General features: G+C 43.9%; 19 protein-coding genes. 13 read left to right on the top strand and 6 right to left on the bottom strand.

Going from position 1 to position 20282, the window contains the following annotated elements; translation table 11 throughout:
• Nucleotides 1-15: 15 nt before the first annotated feature.
• From AB1401_07575 to AB1401_07560, 4 genes are all read right to left on the bottom strand, one after another.
• Nucleotides 16-576, bottom strand: coding sequence for an FmdE family protein (locus tag AB1401_07575; protein MEW6615308.1), 561 nt, complete (start codon nucleotides 574-576; stop codon nucleotides 16-18).
• A 20-nt stretch (nucleotides 577-596) separates the two neighbouring features.
• Entirely contained in the window at nucleotides 597-1151 is a 555-nt protein-coding gene (locus AB1401_07570) for an isochorismatase family cysteine hydrolase (GenBank protein ID MEW6615307.1), read from the bottom strand.
• A 94-nt stretch (nucleotides 1152-1245) separates the two neighbouring features.
• The gene (locus tag AB1401_07565) at nucleotides 1246-2100 is read right to left on the bottom strand and encodes a 3-hydroxybutyryl-CoA dehydrogenase (GenBank protein ID MEW6615306.1); all 855 of its coding nucleotides are present in this window, start codon (nucleotides 2098-2100) and stop codon (nucleotides 1246-1248) included.
• A 27-nt stretch (nucleotides 2101-2127) separates the two neighbouring features.
• On the bottom strand, nucleotides 2128-3306 hold the full coding sequence (locus AB1401_07560; protein MEW6615305.1) for an acetyl-CoA C-acetyltransferase: 1179 nt from the start codon (nucleotides 3304-3306) through the stop codon (nucleotides 2128-2130).
• Between the two features lie 386 nt (nucleotides 3307-3692).
• Between AB1401_07560 and AB1401_07555 the strand changes: the two genes are divergently transcribed.
• From AB1401_07555 to AB1401_07545, 3 genes are read left to right on the top strand one after another with little or no spacing between them, the layout of a single operon-like run.
• A complete protein-coding gene (locus tag AB1401_07555; GenBank protein MEW6615304.1) occupies nucleotides 3693-5336 on the top strand; it encodes a peptide-binding protein in 1644 nt (547 codons plus the stop codon).
• A gap of 10 nt (nucleotides 5337-5346) precedes the next feature.
• The gene (locus tag AB1401_07550; GenBank protein MEW6615303.1) at nucleotides 5347-6600 is read left to right on the top strand and encodes a CBS domain-containing protein; all 1254 of its coding nucleotides are present in this window, start codon (nucleotides 5347-5349) and stop codon (nucleotides 6598-6600) included.
• Between the two features lie 2 nt (nucleotides 6601-6602).
• Complete coding sequence (locus tag AB1401_07545; protein ID MEW6615302.1) at nucleotides 6603-7862, top strand: divalent metal cation transporter; 1260 nt, start codon at nucleotides 6603-6605, stop codon at nucleotides 7860-7862.
• 120 nt (nucleotides 7863-7982) lie between these two features.
• On the opposite strand, the gene AB1401_07540 is transcribed toward AB1401_07545, so the two are convergent.
• On the bottom strand, nucleotides 7983-9122 hold the full coding sequence (locus AB1401_07540) for a D-alanyl-D-alanine carboxypeptidase (GenBank protein MEW6615301.1): 1140 nt from the start codon (nucleotides 9120-9122) through the stop codon (nucleotides 7983-7985).
• Nucleotides 9123-9613: 491 nt separating this feature from the next.
• Here AB1401_07540 and AB1401_07535 point away from each other — a divergent pair, with 491 nt between their 5' ends.
• The 10 genes from AB1401_07535 to AB1401_07490 all read left to right on the top strand — a co-directional run bounded on the left by AB1401_07535 (nucleotide 9614) and on the right by AB1401_07490 (nucleotide 18965).
• Nucleotides 9614-11350 (top strand): AAA family ATPase, encoded by a 1737-nt coding sequence (locus AB1401_07535; protein ID MEW6615300.1) that lies wholly within the window; start codon nucleotides 9614-9616, stop codon nucleotides 11348-11350.
• Nucleotides 11351-11466: 116 nt separating this feature from the next.
• Nucleotides 11467-11730, top strand: coding sequence for an AbrB/MazE/SpoVT family DNA-binding domain-containing protein (locus tag AB1401_07530; protein ID MEW6615299.1), 264 nt, complete (start codon nucleotides 11467-11469; stop codon nucleotides 11728-11730).
• Entirely contained in the window at nucleotides 11699-12109 is a 411-nt protein-coding gene (locus tag AB1401_07525) for a PIN domain-containing protein (protein ID MEW6615298.1), read from the top strand. The genes AB1401_07530 and AB1401_07525 overlap by 32 nt, the downstream gene beginning before the upstream one ends.
• A 231-nt stretch (nucleotides 12110-12340) precedes the next feature.
• Nucleotides 12341-12565, top strand: coding sequence for a DUF2283 domain-containing protein (locus AB1401_07520; protein ID MEW6615297.1), 225 nt, complete (start codon nucleotides 12341-12343; stop codon nucleotides 12563-12565).
• Nucleotides 12566-12810: 245 nt separating this feature from the next.
• Entirely contained in the window at nucleotides 12811-13164 is a 354-nt protein-coding gene (locus tag AB1401_07515) for a cyclophilin-like fold protein (GenBank protein MEW6615296.1), read from the top strand.
• 47 nt (nucleotides 13165-13211) lie between these two features.
• Nucleotides 13212-14201 carry an MBL fold metallo-hydrolase gene (locus tag AB1401_07510; GenBank protein ID MEW6615295.1) on the top strand — a complete coding sequence of 330 codons (990 nt, stop codon included), beginning with the start codon at nucleotides 13212-13214 and terminating at the stop codon, nucleotides 14199-14201.
• Between the two features lie 100 nt (nucleotides 14202-14301).
• Nucleotides 14302-15279: an ABC transporter permease gene (locus tag AB1401_07505; GenBank protein ID MEW6615294.1), complete on the top strand. Its 978-nt coding sequence runs from the start codon at nucleotides 14302-14304 to the stop codon at nucleotides 15277-15279.
• Between the two features lie 76 nt (nucleotides 15280-15355).
• Nucleotides 15356-16207, top strand: a complete 852-nt coding sequence (gene opp4C / locus AB1401_07500) for an oligopeptide ABC transporter permease (GenBank protein MEW6615293.1) — start codon at nucleotides 15356-15358, stop codon at nucleotides 16205-16207.
• A 208-nt stretch (nucleotides 16208-16415) separates the two neighbouring features.
• Nucleotides 16416-17318, top strand: coding sequence for a hydroxymethylglutaryl-CoA lyase (locus AB1401_07495; GenBank protein MEW6615292.1), 903 nt, complete (start codon nucleotides 16416-16418; stop codon nucleotides 17316-17318).
• Between the two features lie 27 nt (nucleotides 17319-17345).
• Nucleotides 17346-18965, top strand: a complete 1620-nt coding sequence (locus tag AB1401_07490) for a carboxyl transferase domain-containing protein (protein MEW6615291.1) — start codon at nucleotides 17346-17348, stop codon at nucleotides 18963-18965.
• 2 nt (nucleotides 18966-18967) lie between these two features.
• Here AB1401_07490 and AB1401_07485 read toward each other — a convergent pair whose 3' ends face one another.
• On the bottom strand, nucleotides 18968-20281 hold the full coding sequence (locus AB1401_07485; protein ID MEW6615290.1) for a GGDEF domain-containing protein: 1314 nt from the start codon (nucleotides 20279-20281) through the stop codon (nucleotides 18968-18970).
• Nucleotide 20282 lies beyond the last annotated feature (1 nt).

The following is a 20282-nucleotide window of genomic DNA, read 5'->3' as shown; positions in this document are numbered from 1 at the left end:
ACTTTATCTTCAATTTTATACCTTCTTCTCAGGGAATTCGTTTGCGCAGGGGATACAATAAACATTTCCATCTTTCTTTACTGTCCTGGTTTCCATTGCAGGCTCACCACAGCGATCGCAGAGGACTGAGGAATGTATCTGTGCTTCTTCGGGGAGATGTATTTTTGTCTCCTCAACCTTGAAGAGCTCTCTCTCCGGACTATGGAGTATCTTCTCCACCATTTTTTCTCTCCTCTTCTCCCCTTCTTCTTCAATCAAATCTTTGGGAGCATCCAGAGCACCTGGAAGTAAGCTGACTCGTACAGCCTTCCCAGTGGTTCTTTCTCCAAAGGTAAAGACCTGTTTCCCATAATCCTTAAATACAAGATTCCCCTTCCCAAAGGTACAACCCAGAAGGACCTGGACGGCATCTACACTGCAAGAATCGTTTTCTACAATGGCAACCAATTCTTCATCTCCTGCTCTTTTCAGATCAGCCTTCTCAATGGCTGCCTTCACAGCCCGATAACCAATGGCAGACCCCGGACAGGAATGGCCATGAAACTCTATCACTTTTCGGTAGTCCTCTGGATACATAGCTTCCTCCTCTATAAGCCTCAGCTTACCTCTACCAGGAATTCATTCAGTGTTATTATTCTGAACAACGGGTATACGGGGGAGTTTCGATACAGGTTTATGGCTGCATCGTGAATCTCCTTCTTGGGGGCAGCACAGCAGTCTTCCAGGATAACAACATTAAAATCGTTAGCCAACCCATCCCATGCTGTGAACATAACACATACATGGGTATTCATACCGCAGACCACAATAGTATCTACTTCAAGGGTCCTCAGGGTCATATCTAAATCAGTTCTGAAGAAGGCGCTGAACCGCCTTTTCTCCAAGATCATATCCCCTGCCTCCGGTCTCAATTCATCTATAACCTCAACCCCGCTTGTTCCCCGGATCGAATGAGGTTTCATCTTCCCCCTGAACATGAAATCCTGAGAAAAAAAACTGTCACAGGCGAATATAATCGAGATGTTCAAGCCCCTGCCTTCTTTCAGGAGTCTCTGAATATTGGGTATTATCCTTTCAATCTCTGATTTAACATGAGGATTGCTCCCAACACCACCCTTTAGCATATCTACGACAATGATGGCAGGTTTCATTTCTTGATCATCCTCCCTATTTAGGGCAACCACAAGGGGTCGCCCCTACTCCTTGAATCCTTTATTTCAAATTGCAACTTTTTAGGAGATGATTCTACTTACTGTAATCGTAGAAGCCCCTCCCGGTCTTCCTTCCCAGATATCCAGCCTCTACGTATTTTCTTAAGAGGGGACACGGACGATATTTTGGATCACCTAATTCATTGTGCAAGACCTCCAGAATTGCCAAACATGTGTCAAGCCCTATTAAATCAGCCAGAGTCAGGGGACCCATGGGGTGGTTCATACCCAATTTCATCACCGTATCTATAGCCTCTGGTTTTCCTACCCCTTCATACAAGGTATAAACAGCCTCATTTATCATGGGAAGCAGTATCCTGTTGGCAATAAAACCGGGAAAATCTCCTGCTTCTGCCGGCGTTTTGCCCATCTTTTCTGCAAGCTTCATCACAGTATCAAAGGTTTCATTTGAGGTAGGAAGTCCTCTTATAACCTCCACCAACTGCATCATAGGAACAGGATTCATAAAGTGCATACCTATTACTTTGTCGGGTCTCTTGGTTACGGAACCAATTTTTGTAATGGATATGGAAGATGTGTTGCTAGCCAGGATTGCCTCAGATTTACAAACCTCGTCCAGTTTCTTGAAGATATCAAGTTTGATTGGAAGGTTCTCTGTTGCGGCTTCCACTACAAAGTCAGCTTTTGCCATGTCTTCCAGTCTGGTGGTACCTGAAATCCTAGCAAGTGTAGTATCTTTTTGTTCAACAGTAATCTTTCCCTTCTTAAGCATCCTATCGAGACTTACGGAAATAGAGGATATTCCCTTCTTTACAAACTCATCCTTAATATCATTCAGTATGACATCAAATCCGGTAGAAGCCGCAACCTGGGCAATACCACTACCCATCTGTCCTGCACCAACAATACCAAAAGTCTTGATCTCCATAATATGCCTCCTTATAATTGTTAAAAACTACATCTCAACTATAATAGCAGCCCCCTGCCCTCCGCCAATACACAGTGTTGCCAAACCCAATTTAGAACCCCTTTTCTTCATTTCGTATAACAGAGTCACCAGTATCCTGGCACCGCTGGCACCTATAGGATGCCCCAGTGCTATAGCCCCTCCGTTAACGTTCACCTTATCTAAATCCCATCCCATCTCCCTGTTTACGAATATTGCCTGAGATGCAAAAGCCTCATTTGCCTCTATCAGGTCTAAATCTGAAACTGTAAGTTTTGCCTTTGCAATGGCCTTTCTACTGGCTGGAACAGGAGCGGTGCCCATAATTGCCGGGTCCACTCCGGCAGTGGCATAGGATTTGATTACAGCCATTGGTTCTAAACCAAGCTCACCTGCCTTCTTTTTTGACATTATTACCAGTGCGGCTGCACCATCGTTTATGCCAGATGCATTACCGGCAGTGACTGTCCCATCTTTTTTAAAGGCTGGCCGTAGTTTTGCTAATGCCTCTTTTGTAGTATCGGGTCTTGGATGCTCATCAGTGTCGAATGCTTTCACTTCCCCCTTTCTCAGGGGAATCTCGACGGGAACTATCTCGTCTTTAAACCTTCCTCCTTCTATTGCCCTGGCTGTTTTCATTTGGCTCCGAAGTGCAAAGTCATCCTGATCTTCTCTGGTAATCCCAAAACTCTCTGCTACATTTTCTGCTGTAATCCCCATATGGTACCCGTTAAATATATCCCACAAACCGTCGTGTATCATTAAATCGACCAATTTGTCGTCATTCATCCTGATACCCCAACGGGCCTTATTTATGGCATAGGGTGTCATGCTCATATTCTCTAAGCCGCCAGCAACAATTATCTCTGCATCTCCTATCATTATAGCCTGGGCTGCCAACATTACCGATTTCAGTCCTGATGCACAAACCTTATTTAGAGTATATGAGGGTACTTCCTGGGGTATCCCTGCATCTATTGCTGCCTGCCTGGCAGGATTCTGCCCCAATCCTGCCTGTAAAACATTTCCCATTATTATCTCATCTATCTGACTACCCTTTAGCCCTGTCCTTTTGACCACTTCTTCAATAACCTTAGCCCCCAGCTTCACAGCAGGTACCTCTTTAAAGGAACCGCCAAATGTCCCTACTGCTGTCCTGACACCATTTATAATTACAACCTCTTCCATTTTTTAACCTCCTTGCCAGTTTCCCAACTTTATCCATCTCTTTAGCCTTCATATAGCCTAAATCATTTCACTAGAATCCTAGACTCCTTGACCCCTCGAATCCTCATAATCCATCAACTAATTTGGAGATGATTCTTATATCTTTATTTTATTTCTCTGTACCCTCTGCGGTTTGATATTACAATAATCAATCCAAACTACTATCAAATTGGTAAAGATTTTACAAGGGCTTTTTTAATTGCAAATTGTATATATTTGAGTTAATTTTAAAATGGTCTCAGCTGTCAACAGGTTGAGACTTTTGCAAAGCTCTCAGGCTGTTGCCCAAGCGAAAAGGGATTTGGGCAGCAGCCCGCTGATATGATAGGGGAATAAGGAGGTCGTTCATGAATGTATCTAAATCACTTCAGACGCTCTTAATATTTATTATTTTATCGGGGTTTTTGGGATGTTCAGGCAAGCCTGAGGAGGTTTCTCAACGCACATCTAAACCTGGCCCCCCTGCTTATGGTGATATTCTGATAGACAGCTCTATTGGTGATGCCAGTAATCTGATACCAATGCTATCCTCAGACAGTGCCTCTCACGGCATTGCCGGGTTAATATTCAACGGGCTGGTAAAATACGACAAAGACCTTAGCCTTGTGGGTGATTTGGCTGAATCATGGGATATATCGGGAGATGGACTGACCATAACCTTCCATTTAAGGAAGGGGGTCAGGTGGCATGATGGTTCTCCGTTTACCGCTAATGACGTTATGTTCGGTTATAAAACCATAATTAACCCCAATACCCGTACCGCATACGCCGGGGATTTTTTGGAGGTGAAGAAGGCTTCTGTCCTTGATAAATATACCTTTAGAGTGAGTTACAGTAAACCTTTTGCCCCTGCATTGGGGAGTTGGGGAAATCTTGTAGTTCTCCCTGAACACCTTCTCAAAGGCAAGGACATAAATACCTCCGGACTGAGTCGTCATCCTGTCGGTACAGGACCCTATAGGTTTAAAAGTTGGAAGACAGGGGAGAAGATTGAACTGGTATCAAACCATGATTATTTTGAGGGAAGACCATATACAGACGGATATGTATACCGTATCATACCAGACCCGGCCACTACCTTTTTAGAGCTGAAGGCCGGTGGAATAGACAGGATGGGATTAACCCCCCTGCAGTATAAGAGGCAAACTGATACGTACAAGATAAATGAAAACTTTAACAAATACAAATATCTGGCATTTGCCTATACCTATCTAGCCTACAACCTTACTAACCCAAAGTTTAAGGATAAACGAGTTCGTCAGGCAATCAGTTATGCTACAGATAAGAGAGAGATAATCGACGGGATATTACTGGGATTGGGGGAGATAGCCACAGGACCTTATAAAACCGGAACCTGGCAGTATAATCCCAATGTAAAGATATACACTTATGATCCTGAAAAGGCGAAGAATTTATTAGCAGAAGCAGGGTGGAAGGACAGTAACAATGATGGCATCCTTGACAGGGACGGGGTCCCCTTTGAGTTTACCATAATAACCAATCAGGGAAATGCCCAGAGGGCACAATGCGCGGAGATCATTCAGCGCAGACTTATGACGATAGGTATTAAAGTGAACATCAGGATTATCGAATGGGCAGCCTTTGTAAACGATTTTATAGACAAGAAAAACTTTGAGGCGGTTATCCTGGGATGGACAACGGGACCTGAACCTGATATATATGATATATGGCATTCAAGCAAGACCAGACCCAAGGAGTTAAATTTTATCTCATATAAAAATAAGGAAGTAGATGAACTTCTTTTAAAGGGAAGACATACCTTTAATCAAGAGGAGAGGAAGAGATACTATTTTAAGATACAAGAGATACTGGCTGAAGAGCAGCCTTATACCTTTCTTTACATTCCCTATGCCTTGCCTATAATACATAACAGATTCAAGGGGATTAAGCCGGCTCCTATTGGGATTGACTATAACTTCATCAAGTGGTATGTTCCAAAGGCAGAGCAGAAATATAGGATGCAGGAGTGATAGTTGATTGATGGATCATAACCTCAAAAATTTTTACTTCTTCAGCGATTTTTTGAATCGGAGAGTCTATCAACCTTCCGGACAGAAGATGGGCAAGGTTATGGATATGGTCGCCGAAAGAGGAGACTCCTACCCAATGATTGTAGGCATAATGATCCGAACAAAGGCAAGGGGAAAGAGGCTTTATCTCCCATGGGAAAAGATTATTCAAATCGAACCCCGGATTACCTTTTCTCAAGATGAACCCTGTGATTTTCAACCTCCCGTTTCTGAGAAAGATATCTTTCTTCTTAGGGAGGAGGTAATGGATAGGCAGATCGTTGACACCTTCGGGGCAAAGGTAGTGAGGGTTAATGACCTCCATTTCCTTAATGTGGATTCCCGTCTCAGGCTGGTTCATGTAGATGTGGGATTTCGGGGACTGATGAGGAGAGTAGGATGGGAAAAGGTAGTGGATCGTGTCTCCCGCTGGCTCTTCTCTTATGACCTTACCAATCAGTTTATATCCTGGCAATATGTACAGCTCCTCTCCGGCTCTGATCTCCTCCGGCTCAGTGTATCTCAGAAGAAACTTTCTCCCCTCCACCCTGCGGATTTGGCCGATATTATTGAGGACCTGAGCGGCAGAGACCGATCGGCTATCTTTCATGCCCTGGATACAGAGACCGCTGCTGATACCTTAGAGGAAATCATTCCGAAGATTCAGAAAGCCCTTATCGAGACAATCCCAGTAGAGAAGGCATCTGATATTGTTGAGGAGATGTCGCCCAGTGAGGCAGCCGACCTACTGGCAGATCTCTCCGAAAAAAGGGCTGAAGAAATCCTCGAAGGAATGGAACAGGAGAGGGCAGAAGATTTGAGAGAGCTGCTTGTTCACCCCGAAGAAACAGCAGGTGGTCTGATGACAACTGCCTACCTCAGTCTGACGCCAGAGGTAACTGTAGAGGCAGCTATTGCCCGGTTGAGGGCTGATGCCACGAATTTAGACATCATAGACTATATCTATGTGTTGAATGAAAAAAATGTGCTCCAGGGTGTGGTAAGCATTCGGGACCTTTTCGCAACCCAATCCCATCAATCCCTTTCGGAAATCGAGGTTCCAAGGTTGGTGAGTGTCAAGGTGGACACAGAACAGGACAAGGTGGTTAAATTGTTTACGAAGTATGGATTTCGAGCACTTCCTGTGGTTGATGAAGATAACTATCTCAAGGGAGTAATCGGTTTCCGGAGTGTCCTTGATGTATTGGCATCTGATGAAGGATAAGGATGGAAAAGAATTACGGAAGACAGTTTTCCAGTTCGGTGCGCTCAATGTGGAGGATGGTGGGACTATTCCTCATTCTTATGGGGCCTGGTATTATTACCTCCAATGTCGATAATGATGCCGGTGGCATCACCACTTACTCTTTAACCGGTGCAATATTTGGGCTCAAACTCATCTGGACTCTTATACCCATTATGATTGCCCTGATAGTGATTCAGGAAATGTGCGCCCGGATGGGTGTGGTGACAGGCAAAGGACTATCTGATCTTATCCGTGAAAAATTCGGCGCTAAAATCACTTTCTATCTGATAATTGGTATGTTTTTAACCAACATGGGCAACGTCATATCCGAATTTGCAGGTCTGGCAGCAGGGATGGAAGTTTTGGGGGTAAGCAGATTCATTTCCGTTCCTTTGGGTGCCTTTATGGTCTGGTGGATAGTAGCGAAGGGAACCTATCGGTCAGTGGAGAAGGCATTTCTGATCGCATGCGTGTTTTATCTTTCCTACATAGTTACAGGTATCATTGTAAAACCGGATTGGGGACATGTATTCGAGCAATTTTTAACCCCTCAACTCAGCTTTAATCCTCCTGAAATGACTATGATTATCGCCCTAGTGGGAACGACGATTGCACCCTGGATGCAATTTTACCTCCAGGCTTCGATTGTGGAGAAAGGAATCAAAATAGAGGACTATAAATTCGCCCGATTTGATATAGTCATGGGATCAATCATTGTCCATATCGTTGCCTTTTTTATCATACTCGTTTGCGCAGAAACCCTCTTTAAAAATGGTGTCCGAATTGAAACAGCCAAAGATGCAGCGATTTCCCTCTATCCTTTAGCAGGTAAGTACTGCACCTATCTCTTTGCCTTCGGCTTGGTCAATGCTTCCCTCTTCGCTGCCTCTATCCTTCCTTTATCCACAACCTATCTCATCTGTGAAGGACTGGGGTGGGAGGCAGGGATAGACAAAAAGTTTGCGGAAGCCCCTCAGTTCTATGGACTCTACTCTCTTCTCATCTTTTTAGGGGCAGGTATCATCCTTTACCCTAATGTTCCCCTGATCCAGATCATGTATTTCTCGCAGGTGATCAATGGTATGGTTCTCCCCTTTGTCCTAATATTCATGCTTTTGCTCATCAATGACAAGAAGTTGATGATGGATTACACAAATGGCCCTGTCTTCAATGCGATCGCATGGGTGACCTCGGTTGTGATGATTGTCTTTACCTTCCTCCTTCTAATTCGAATGATTTAATCCCTGGTCAGGACCTCTCAACAACCTTGGAGTCACGGCAGGCACCTCGTCTGCCATAAAGGTGTTTTCAGATGAGAAAGGGCTAGTTTAACCTGATTGGTCTTTTTGGGAGGGAATGATCTAACTGTATTGACGAATGATTACGGAGTGAATCCCAAAACGTTTCTTTATACGTTCTTTAGTTTTCTTGGCAATTTTCAGATTTGGATACAGACCTACCTTAACACGATGGCGGGCGACCCCATTTTCCAAAGATGCATTTTCAATAAATGAGGGGAATCCTTTTTTTAGAAGGGTCTGCCTTAAGTCGGCAGCCATCCTCTTCCTAGAAAAAGTTGCAACCTGAAGAACATAACCCCTTTTACGACTCTTAAAATTATAAGGCACCTCATTTTCATGTTTTTGAACCCTGAAGCTATTGCTTCTCTCTTCTGCTACATCTCCGTTAAACCCATAATCAAGTAACCTTGCAGTATCTCTAAAGTGATCCTTTGAACCAAATACACATACCAGGAGATTCTTACCATCGCGCGAAGCCTCCCCCACAAAACAACGCCTTGCCTGGGATGTGTATCCTGTCTTTCCACCGATCATACCCTCAAAATTGCCCAGCAGCCTGTTGTGATTTCTAAGATGAACCAATCTGGAACCAGGGCCTCTAATCGAGATAGACTTTGTTTTTAATACCTCCCTGAGGATCGGATTACTCATAGCGTATTTAAAAATTAATGCCATATCTCTCACTGTAGCATAATGATCCCTCTGATCAAGACCGTGAGGATTAACAAAGTGTGTATTGGATGCTCCTGCTTCCTTTGCCTTGCGATTCATAAGACGGGTGAACTCTTCTACAGATCCGGCAGTTCCCTCTGCTACTACTAAACTTGCATCGTTAGCGGAGTTCAGAAGGATGCTGAATATGAGGTCTTCCACCTGCCAACTCTCACCAGGACGAACTCCTATTTTACAGGGAGACACCAGAGTTGCATCTTTACTAACCCTGAGAAAAGCATCAGGGGGTTTTTTATCCAGTGCAACAATGGCTGTCATTATCTTGGTAGTGCTGGCAGGAGGTAAAGGAAGGTCTGGATTCTTTTCGTAAAGAATAGCTCCAGTATCAGCGTTCATCAAAAAAGCAGCCCTGGCTGTGATAAAGCCATCAGGTGGTGTCTGGGGATTTGATTCACTCTGGTTAAAGAGCAAAAGGAATAGTGCCCAAATACCAATAACTACATATTTTTTAAACAGGGTATTTACCATATAGTATACAGCAAATAAATATTATAAGGTAATAAGACAGCAATCAGGCAATAAAATATCAGTTTTGATCAAAAGGAAACTAAAAATGTCTGCGTTGTCCCCTAAATTAAAAAATAAGTATGGGTCTCTTTCAACAAAATCGGTATAGGGTACATTACTGAAAAACCGCTTTTTGCTTATCTCTCATATATAATTATAACTGTCAAGCATTTTTTTACTTTTCCTGTAGCTTTTGCCACACCTACTGTGAGCAAATTCAGAAACCACGCTACTTTCCTGAACTCTATCTTTTTTTTAGACCAAAAGTACACAGCCATACAGCCAAACCTTTGTTAGCCTATAAATTTCCAAAAAAAACAAAGGGCATATGCCTGTTTTTTGGTTTGACGAATCATATATGAAGTGTATAATAATTTGCCAGTGCTGGGGAAGAAGAGGGACAAAGGTTTATCAGGTAACCATTATGCATTAATGATTAAGGGAAAAAGGTAATGCTCACAAAACTAACCGCCCGAAATTTTAAAAGGTTTGATAACGTGGACGTAGAATTGGGGAACCCTGTCGTACTTATCGGGCCAAACAATTCAGGTAAGACTACTGCACTTCAAGCATTATCTCTTTGGGAAATAGGACTCAAACGCTGGAATGAAAAGCGAAAGGGCAAAACGTCACCTGAAAAACGCCCCGGGGTAACCATCAACCGGAGAGACCTGATAGCTGTACCGGTTCCGGATGCCAAGCTTCTGTGGCGTGAGCTTAACGTGAGAGATGCCAAAAATTTTGAGGGGAAACCACAAACGAAAAATATCCGCATTGATGTGATTGTTGAAGGAATAACCGAAGGTAATGCATGGATATGTGGCCTTGAGTTTGATTATGCCAACGAAGAATCATTTTACTGCCGTCCCCTTCGTCAATCCGAGGACAAGAACCCGAAAAGAATGCCTATTCCGGAGCAAGCAGAAAACGTTCAACTGGCATTTCTCCCCCCTATGTCAGGATTGGCAGCGAACGAAAACCGACTTGATCCTGGCGCTATCAATGTCCGCATTGGAGAGGGACGAACAGCAGAAGTTCTTCGCAACCTATGCTACATAATTTATAACAACAAAAAGGAAGACTGGCAAAAACTTACTGACCAGATCAAAACCCTTTTTGGTGCTGAGCTTAATATCCCCAACTATATTACTGAACGAGGCGAAATCGTTATGACCTACCGGGAACATGGCATCCAACTTGATATTTCCTCTTCCGGAAGGGGCTTACAGCAAACCCTTTTGCTTCTCGCCTACATGTATGCTCATCCAGGCGCTGTGCTGCTGCTCGACGAGCCTGATGCTCATCTGGAAATCCTCCGCCAAAGACAGGTTTATCAGCTTCTGACGGATGTTGCCCGGGAAAACGGCAACCAGATTATTGCCGCAAGTCATTCCGAGGTTTTGCTCAATGAAGCGGCGGAACGTGATGTTGTTGTCGCTTTTGTGGGAAAGCCACACCGCATCAATGACCGAGGCAGCCAGGTTTTAAAAGCTTTAAAAGAGATAGGATTTGAACACTACTATCAGGCAGAGCAAACCGGGTGGGTACTATACCTGGGAGGATCAACTGATCTGGCGATTTTGAGAACCTTTGCAGAAAAGCTTGAATATAATGAGGCGGTACGGACACTGGAAAGACCTTTTGTTCATTACGTGGGAAATCAAACCAGCGAGGTACGAAGGCATTTTTTCGGCCTCAGGGAAGCTGTTCCACATTTGAAGGGCATCGCAATATTTGACCGTCTTGAACAGGGACTTCCTGGTGATCTTGGAGCTCGTGGCATTATGTGGGCAAGGCGGGAAATTGAAAATTACCTTTGGTATCCCGAGGCCCTCGAAGCCTATGCCATTGCCAGTGACAGAGAAGTGCTTCCAGGGCCACTTTTTGAATCCGCCCATGTTGAATCACGTAAAAAGGTTATAAGAGAAGCCATAGAAGAGCTAACAAAAGCCATGGAAACTCTTGGAAAGGGCTCTCCCTGGGATAGAGACACAAAAGTAAGCGAGGATTTTCTTACTCCCTTCTTCAAGGCATTTTTCAAAAAACTTAGCCTGTATAATATTATGGACAAAAAGAACTTCCATGAACTGGCTCGTTTCGTCCCCAAAGAGATGATTGATCCCGAGGTGAAGGAGAAACTGGACGCTATTGTGACAGTGGCTAAAAAGGCAAGGCCGAGAGAGGATTGAGGGGTGATTGCAGAGAACATTAAATTATTTGACAAATATATTTAGTAGAAATATAATATAAAGTAAAGATTATTTGAAAAGTTGGAAAATAAAACCTAGTAGGGAGAAATTCTAAAATGTACGCAAAAATATCAAAAAAGGGTCAGGTAACCATCCCTAAATCGATCAGAGACAAATTAAATATTGAAAAGCAAGGCAGCGTATTGTTTCTTGTTGAAGATGGCGAAGTAAAGCTGAAAGGAGTGCCCGGAGCAAAGGCTGAAATATTGGCGGGCAGCCTGAAAAAATATGCAAAAAAGTACATTTCTTTGAACGAAATTAGGGGAAAAATTAAAGGAAAGGTGGCAGATGAAGCAGCCAGGGAAGGTTTATCTGATTGATACAAACATTATCCTCAGATATTTACTCGAAGATCACGAAGAATACAGTCCCAGAGCAAAAGCCTTTATGATGGACATTTCCAATGGGATAAAAAAAGCTGAAATATTGGATGTTGTTATTGTTGAATCTATATATGTTATGGAAAAGTTTTACAATATTCCTAAGGATGAAATTGTGGATAAATTAAGTAAAATAATGAATTTCCCGGGCGTAATAAATCCAAACAGGTCGGAAATCCTGAATGCCCTGCTAAAATATGAAAGTTTAGATATTGATATTGTAGACTGCATTCTTGCAGCCAAATCCTCATCGGAAAAGGTAGTTGTTTCCTTTGATAAGGATATGGAAAGATTGAAAGCGGTCAGTGAGGTTTTGTAAGATCAACTCTTCAATCTTTATCAACCCGTCGTTGAATCCTGGGCAATCTTTGACAATTCTCAGGAAACCCCTAAAATGGTCGCTTTTGAAGAATCAGGAATCCTTGAAAGCATTGACCCCGATCTTTTTTATGGACTCATCAGTTCAATAATGAAGTGCAACACTTGGGAAAGCAGAAATAGATAAACTAGTAGTAATAACAGTATATGTCTTTTATTTTGGAGGGAAACTATGAAGATCAAGTATGACCCTCAAGTAGATGCCGCTTATATTTCTTTTAAGAAAGGGCCAACTGAGGTAACCACAATAAGAGTAACAGAAGATATTGCCATTGATTTTTGTCCCAATGAGGAGATAGTGGGGATCGAAATTCTCGACGCCTCCGATCATCTGAACATAAGCAGGGAAGATCCTTTAATTGAGTTGGAAAACCTCAGTGTAGTTTCATTGACCTAACGATCCTTACTCTGGAAGGTCTATCTATATCAAATTGTTTTTGAATGCATTGCTTTGTGTGTGAAAGGGATCAGGATGTCATTCCGTGCTCGATAAGCCCGTCCCATACTTGATACGGAGGAATCCAGTCTTTTAGTTATCTGGATTCCTGCTTTCGCAGGAATGACTGCGGAAACCCTATAGCAAGCTACAGGGAATTATTAAGTTAATGACTATACTAATTTCTTTATTTGTCCGAAAGGGAGATGATGATACAAAATCAGATAGAGCTTGACTTCGGGACATTTGTGTTAGAAGCGAAGCTTTTTGACACAGCAGTAGCAAAAAAATTTGCAGAATACATGCCGTATAATGTAAGCCTGATGCAATGGGGCAAAGAGCTTTATGGCTCAATAGGAAGAGACCTGGGAGAAGAAAATCCGGTTGAGAAGATTCCACCCGGTGGAATTGCCTATACGAACAAGGGAAACTATATATGTATTTTTTTTGGACAGACACCTGCATGGGCTGTGGAACACATCGGTTATATTCTTGATGATCAATGGAAGAGGCTTGTTGAAAACCCAGTACAGTCTTCAGTTATTATCCGGTTAAAGTAACCCAAAAATAGTAAACAATCGCCATATAGGCTTCGTAGGAGGATAAAATGAAAGTAGCCCCAGGTATATATCAACTAAAAGTACCAATCCCGAACAACCCCTTGGAAAACCTGAACTGTTACCTGGTTGAAGGCAAAGAGGGATGGCTCATGGTAGACACCGGGTGGTTCACGCCCGAAACCTTCGATTCCTTGAAAAACGGGCTTAAAGACCTGGGGATCGCTTTAACCGACATTGCTACCATTGTAGTTACCCATGTCCACCCAGACCACTTCGGCCTTGCCGGAAGAATCAAACACGTATCTCCAGACACAAAACTACTCACTCATCAGTTAGAAGCAGACTTGATTGAGACACGGTATATCAAATTTTCCGACCTTCAGCATAAGGTAGAGGCTATGTTGAGACGTCATGGGGTGCCTTCTCTTGAACTTTCATCTTTGGGATCTTCCTCTATGCCTGCTCTTGAATTTGTCAGAGTCACTTTTCCCGATAGAACTTTGTATGGAGGAGAGATTATTCCCACCGGCAGATATAACCTGGAGGTTATCTGGACGCCAGGGCATTCTCTAGGACATATCTGCCTCTATGAACCTAGAAATCAACTTCTCTTTTCAGGGGATCACATCCTCCCACATATAACTACCAATGTAAGTTACCATGTGCAGTCAGGGGACAACCCCCTCGGAGATTACCTGTACTCCTTGCATAAGCTTGAGAACTTGCCGGTTGAGAAGATCCTTCCTGCCCATGAAGGTATATTCACGGATATTCGGGGCAGGATAACGGAGCTGATGGAGCATCACAATAATCGCGAGGCGGAAATCCAGCAAGCTATTATTGGAGGACCCTATAACGCTTACGAGATTTCTTCCCAAATAACCTGGAATATTCCGGATTTGGACTGGAGTAATTTGCCTCCCCTACATAAGCGCATTGCAGTTATGGAGACAATAGCCCATCTCGAATATATGCGTTGGGGAGGGAAAGTTCAAAGAATCATTGAAGACGAATTCATTATGTTCAGACCCCGTTAAAAAAAGAGGATATTCATGATAAACGTAGGGGCAGACCTATGTGTCTGCCCAATATAGAGGGCGAAGACACAGGTTCGCCCCTACTCATCGGAGGTTTCACTTGTTTTACTATCTTATTAGACGCCTTGTTTCAATGATTCCTCTGCTTTTAGGAATTACCGTAATTTCTTTTGCGGTCATCCATTTAGCCCCGGGAGCACCAACGGGTCTTCAGACCGATCTGAACCCCAAGATCACGGCAGAAGCCAGGGCTCGGCTGGAGAAGATTTACGGGCTGGATAAACCCCTGCACACCCAGTATCTTTTGTGGCTTAAACGTCTGGTTGTCCTGGATCTCGGCAATTCTTTTTCAATGGACGGAAGACCTGTCACAGATAAGATCATCGAAAGGATTCCCGTAACTATTCTTATAAATGCCCTTTCTCTGTTTCTGATCATCTTAATATCTATCCCCATAGGCGTTATTTCAGCCAGCTACCAGAACTCCTTTTTTGACAAGTTTACAACAGTTTTCGTCTTTGCAGGATTTGCGGTCCCAACTTTCTGGCTGGCATTGCTCTTGATGATCCTATTCGGGGTAAACCTGGGCTGGTTACCCATATCTGGCTTAAAATCATTGAATTACGAATACTTACCAACCCTTGGAATGATTATGGACAGGGCAAAACACCTGATACTCCCTATATTTGTTTCTGCTTTTGGAGGATTAGCAGGACTTTCCAGATACACAAGATCCAATATGCTGGAGGTAATCAGGCAGGATTATATAATGACAGCCCGATCAAAGGGTTTGGCAGAAAGGGTGGTAATATTTAAACATGCCCTGAGGAATGCCCTGTTGCCTGTTATAACAATCCTGGGGCTATCGGTACCTGGATTAATCGGCGGAAGCGTAATCTTTGAAACTATCTTCGCCATACCAGGAATGGGACAGTTATTCTACATGAGCGTTATGGCCAGGGATTACCCTGTAATAATGGGGATCCTGGTCATTGGATCTGTGCTTACCTTGATGGGTAACCTTATTGCCGATATATCCTATGCACTGGTTGACCCAAGGATAAAGATAGCTAAGTAAGAGAAGGAGTTCAAGGGTTCAAGGGTTTAAGGGTAGGGGCAAACCTGTGTGTTTGCCCCAAAAGGGTTTAAGACAAATGCAAAGGGAAACTCCGGGACGCCTTTTTTGGCGCAGATTCAGAAAGAATAGGCTTGCTACAAGCGGAACATTGATCGTCCTTCTTCTCTTCCTTGTTGCTGCTTTAGCTCCATATATATCCCCTTATGATATAGGCGATATAAATACCAAAAATGCCCTGCAACCACCGAGCAGAGACCATTTGCTCGGCACTGATCAACTGGGAAGGGATGTCCTGAGCCGGATGATCTGGGGGTCGCGGATATCCCTTTTGGTCGGATTTGTTGCTGTTGGAATTGCCATTGTCATTGGCACCTTTCTTGGCGCCCTGGCAGGTTTTTATGGCAAATGGGTTGATAACGTAATAATGCGGTTTGTTGATATAATGCTCTGTTTCCCCACTTTTTTTCTCATCCTTGCAGTAATTGCTATCCTTGAGCCCAGTATATGGAATATTATGATCGTAATTGGAGTTACTTCCTGGATGGGAGTAACGCGTCTTGTAAGGGCTGAATTTTTGAGCCTTAAAGAGAGGGATTTTGTTAAGGCTGCAAAGGCAACGGGTGCGAAAAATCCCAGGATAATCTTTCTCCATATCTTACCCAATGCCTTATCTCCCATATGGGTGTCTGCTACCCTGGGTGTTGCTGCGGCAATCCTCACGGAATCTGCATTGAGCTTTCTCGGCATAGGGGTTCAGCCCCCCACACCCAGTTGGGGGAACATCCTGACCGCAGGAAAAGACAATATAGAAATTGCCTGGTGGCTATCTCTCTACCCTGGGCTGGCTATTCTCATTACGGTACTGGGGTACAATCTTCTGGGAGAAGGTATAAGAGATGCCATAGACCCAAGATTGACGGCTTTGTAAAAAGTCCATCTGCGGCGTTGCGCTGCACCCTTCGTCGTTGCAGCGTAACTATAAGTACGCCTCACTCCTCAGGATTTGCGCGCCTTGCATATGGAGCTTTTTACTGTGCCGTCTGATTTTAGACTTACGAAGCCGTCAAGATTGAAAACTTAGGAAATGAACTACCCTCCAGCAAGCTGTAGGGAATTACCAGGTTAAAGGTATCGTGATGCGCCTTAAGCTTCCTAAATCAGTAACAATTGTAGAGGTAGGCCCCAGGGATGGCCTGCAAAATGAAGGCATAGAAGTCTCTACCGACCAAAAAGTAGAACTGATAAACTGCTTGTCCCAAACGGGTCTGACCCGGATAGAGGTTACCTCCTTTACCCATCCATCATGGATCCCCCAATTAAAGGATGCTAAATCGGTGATGAATCAGATTCAAAGGAAAGAGGGGGTTGTTTACAGTGCGTTGGTCCCCAATAAAAAAGGCTATGAGCGGGCTATGGAATGTCAGGTGGATGAGGTAGTGCTTCTGGTATCTGCCAGCGAGACACACAATCTGAAAAACGTCAATCGTACTGTTTCTGAATCCTTAAGTGAGCTAAAGGAAACATCTTTAAATATTCCCAAAGATATGGTAAGAATACGCGGGGTTATTGCCATGGCGTTTGAATGCCCTTTTGATGGTAAAATCTCCCCTGACCGGGTTATAGACATTGGCAAAGAGATTAAGAGAATGGGGGCATATGAAATAGCCTTAGCTGATACAGCCGGGTTAGCTAACCCTGCACAGGTGTATAAAGTTTTCTCAATGGCTGCCCATGAATTGTCCGGAATCTCTCTGGCTGCCCATTTTCATAATACTTATGGTTTTGGCATGGCAAATGTTTTTGCTTCGTTACAGTGTGGTGTAAGTGTTTTTGACGGCTCCATAGGTGGGTTGGGAGGATGTCCCTATATACCTGAAGCATCGGGGAATATAGCTACCGAGGACATTGTATACATGATGAAAACAATGGGAATTGAAACAGGTATAGAGTTGAGCAGGCTTATGAAATGCAGTAAACTGACCGGGGGATTGGTGCAAAAACCGTTAACCGGTTATTTATCGAAACAAAAAAAGGATTAAGTGTAAAACATAAGGAGGGCTATTATAATGTCAGATAGGTCAGAAATGGATAAAACAGCAATGGAAAACAGAGATCACTGGTTGAGGGAAGAGGAAGGGCTCTATGTACACAGGCAGGAGGCATACGATGTGGGTGGACAAAAGCAGCTTGACAGATTGTCAAAACAGGGGAAAAAGCCTGTCAGGCAACTCATTGAGCAGTTGATTGATCCAGGCACAAAACTCTTTGAAGTGGGTATAGATGCCGGATTCGAAATTGGATACTCCGAACAGCCTCACATACCCGGGGGTGGTCTGGTTACAGGGGTGGGCAGGATTCACGGTAAGGACTGCATGATCTTTGGAAACGAGAGTCGGATGACAGCAGGAACATATTATCCTATAACCCTGAAGAAACATATGCGTGCACAGAAAATCGCTGAAGAATGCGGCCTGACATGTGTTTATATAGCTGATTCAGGCGGTATATTTTTGCCCATGCAAGAGGGGTGCTTTGCAGATGAGGGAATGTTTGGTTCTATGTTTTATAATATGTGCAATATGTCTGCAAGGGGAATCAAACAATATACCCTGAGCACCGGTGGCAATACCGCAGGAGGGGCATATATAGTCTATCTTGCCTGTGAATCAATAATGATCGAAAAGATGGCATTCGCCTTTCTGGCAGGTCCACCTATGGTCAAATCGGCCATAGGCGAAGACGTGAGCATGGAAGATTTAGGCGGGGCATATGTTCATACAAAACATTCGGGAGGCTGCGACCACTTTGTGAAAAGCCAGGAGGAAGGTATTGATAAGCTAAGAGAATTGATCAAATTTGACCCGCCCCAGAAGACATATATCGATCGCCGGGAGACTAAAGAGCCTAAAATTCCTGTGGAAAAACTCTATGAGATACTGCCAAAAGATACTTACAGGGCCATTAATGTGAGAGAAGTAATCAAGTGCATCGCTGATGACAGTTATTTCTCCGAGTATAAGAAGGAGTATAAAACAGGCAGGGGTGATACAATCGTCTGTGGTAAGATGTGGCTGAAGGGTATCCCTGTAGGGGTTGTGGCCTCTAACGGGATAGGAGTAATCTTTATCGAAGCAGCCAGAAAGGCGGCAGAATGGATGATCCGCTGTGGAAATGACAAGACCCCCCTGCTCTTTATCCAGAACGCCCCTGGATATATGGTGGGCAAACAGGAAGAATGGGAGGGAATCGGTAAGTATGGAGCGGATATGGTTCGCACCTGCAGTACTGTTCAGGTACCGAAGATTCAGTGGGTTATAGGTCCCGACCACGGAGCCGCAAATTATGGTATGTGTGGCAGGGCATATAGACCACGGTTTTGCTTCCAGACGATGCGTGCCAGGACCTCTGTTATGTCTGGAAGAACAGCAGCCTTTATCCTCACCAGTCTTGAAAGAAGGAAGGCAAAGGAAGCAGGCAAGGAGATGGATGAAGAGGAAGTTGTAAGATTTGATGCCCTGATGAGGGAAAAGTATGAGCGAGAGGCTAATCCCTTCTTCACCGGGGCGCGTCTGTTTCACGATGGTGTAATTGCCTTAAAAGAGTCCCGGGATGTTCTGGCAAGGGCTTTCGAACTTGCTTTACATAAGTCAATCCCGAACTCTGTCTTCGGGAATGTAAAGTTTTAGTATCAATCACAACATACCCGGTTTCGCCCATTCTGTTTGGCAACTAAGAGGGCTTGATCCGCATGGATGAGCAGGGTTTCCAGTGTGAGATTTTCAGTGTCCATAGCAGCAACGCCCAGACTTGCAGTGACCTTTGCAGTCCCCTTGGTGGTGTTCAATGTCACCTGCGCGATAGTCGTGCGCAGACGTTCAGCCGCCTGGCAAGCGGCAGTCAGATTACTTTCAGGCAGCAACATTACAAATTCATCTCCTCCGTAACGGCCCAATACGTCCACTTTACGCAGTTGCTGGCGACAGCATTCAGCTACCCGTTGCAGGACTTCATCACCAACGGTGTGCCCGAAGGTATCGTTAATCTGCTTAAAGTAGTCAATATCCAGCATAATTACAGATAAGGGGTGCTGATAGCGATAGGCACGATGACTCTCATCTTCAGCTAGCTTGTAAAAATGGCGCCGGTTGTACAGACCTGTCAGCGAATCGGTAATCGCTAAGTGTTTCACTTCCTTGATTGTTTTTTCTAGTGTTTCCTCATTTTGTTTCAGATTTCTGAACAACAGGTAATGCGGTTTCTCTAATCCTGTTTCAACGATGGCGATGTAAATTAAATAAAATGCGATAAGTTTGAAGAAATGCCCGATCAGATTGGAAATGCCATACACGCTGATATATAACGTGAACGTTAATTCCGCTCCGATAGTCAAGACAATGGACATAACCAACCACTGCAATACATTCCGGTCGAACGAGGTACGTCTGCGAAGCAGTAGCACGATGGAGGCTAAGAGGATGAGTGAAATGATATACTCACTTATCTTCTTAAATGGTGTCATGCCTACCCCTTCCACAAAACAAGCCGGGAAAGCACCGGTAAATATCGTGGCTAGCGCAAGGACAGTGGCTACCGCAAACACCGCAAACCCGAGATAGATATTCAGTTTCCGTTGGAGAAATACAGGTGAGATGAGCAAGGTAAGGCTTTGGAGATAGCGGGCAGCAATCCAGAGCTGAGTCGGTAAATTAGCGCCATATCCAGGAAATACACCCATACCTTTGTAAGCCAGCGTATGAATCAGGTCCAGACTGCTGATGAACAAAAAAGCAATCCCCATGAACAGGAGGTAATTATTGTCCATGCGTTTTCTCGAGTGCCAGGAAAACACAAAAATCACATAGCCGACAAAAATGCTGAATATCTCCACAAGGCTATGAAAAAGGAGGTAGCTATAAAGACTGCTCAAGTATAAGCCGAACAGAACCAACCCATGGAATAAAAGGAATACACCTTTATTTAGAATCTCAGAAAGCTTTACCATT

This window comes from Thermodesulfobacteriota bacterium (assembly GCA_040757775.1).
Classification (GTDB): Bacteria; Desulfobacterota; UBA8473; order UBA8473; family UBA8473; genus UBA8473.
This window is presented reverse-complemented; position numbering and strand designations above follow the sequence as displayed.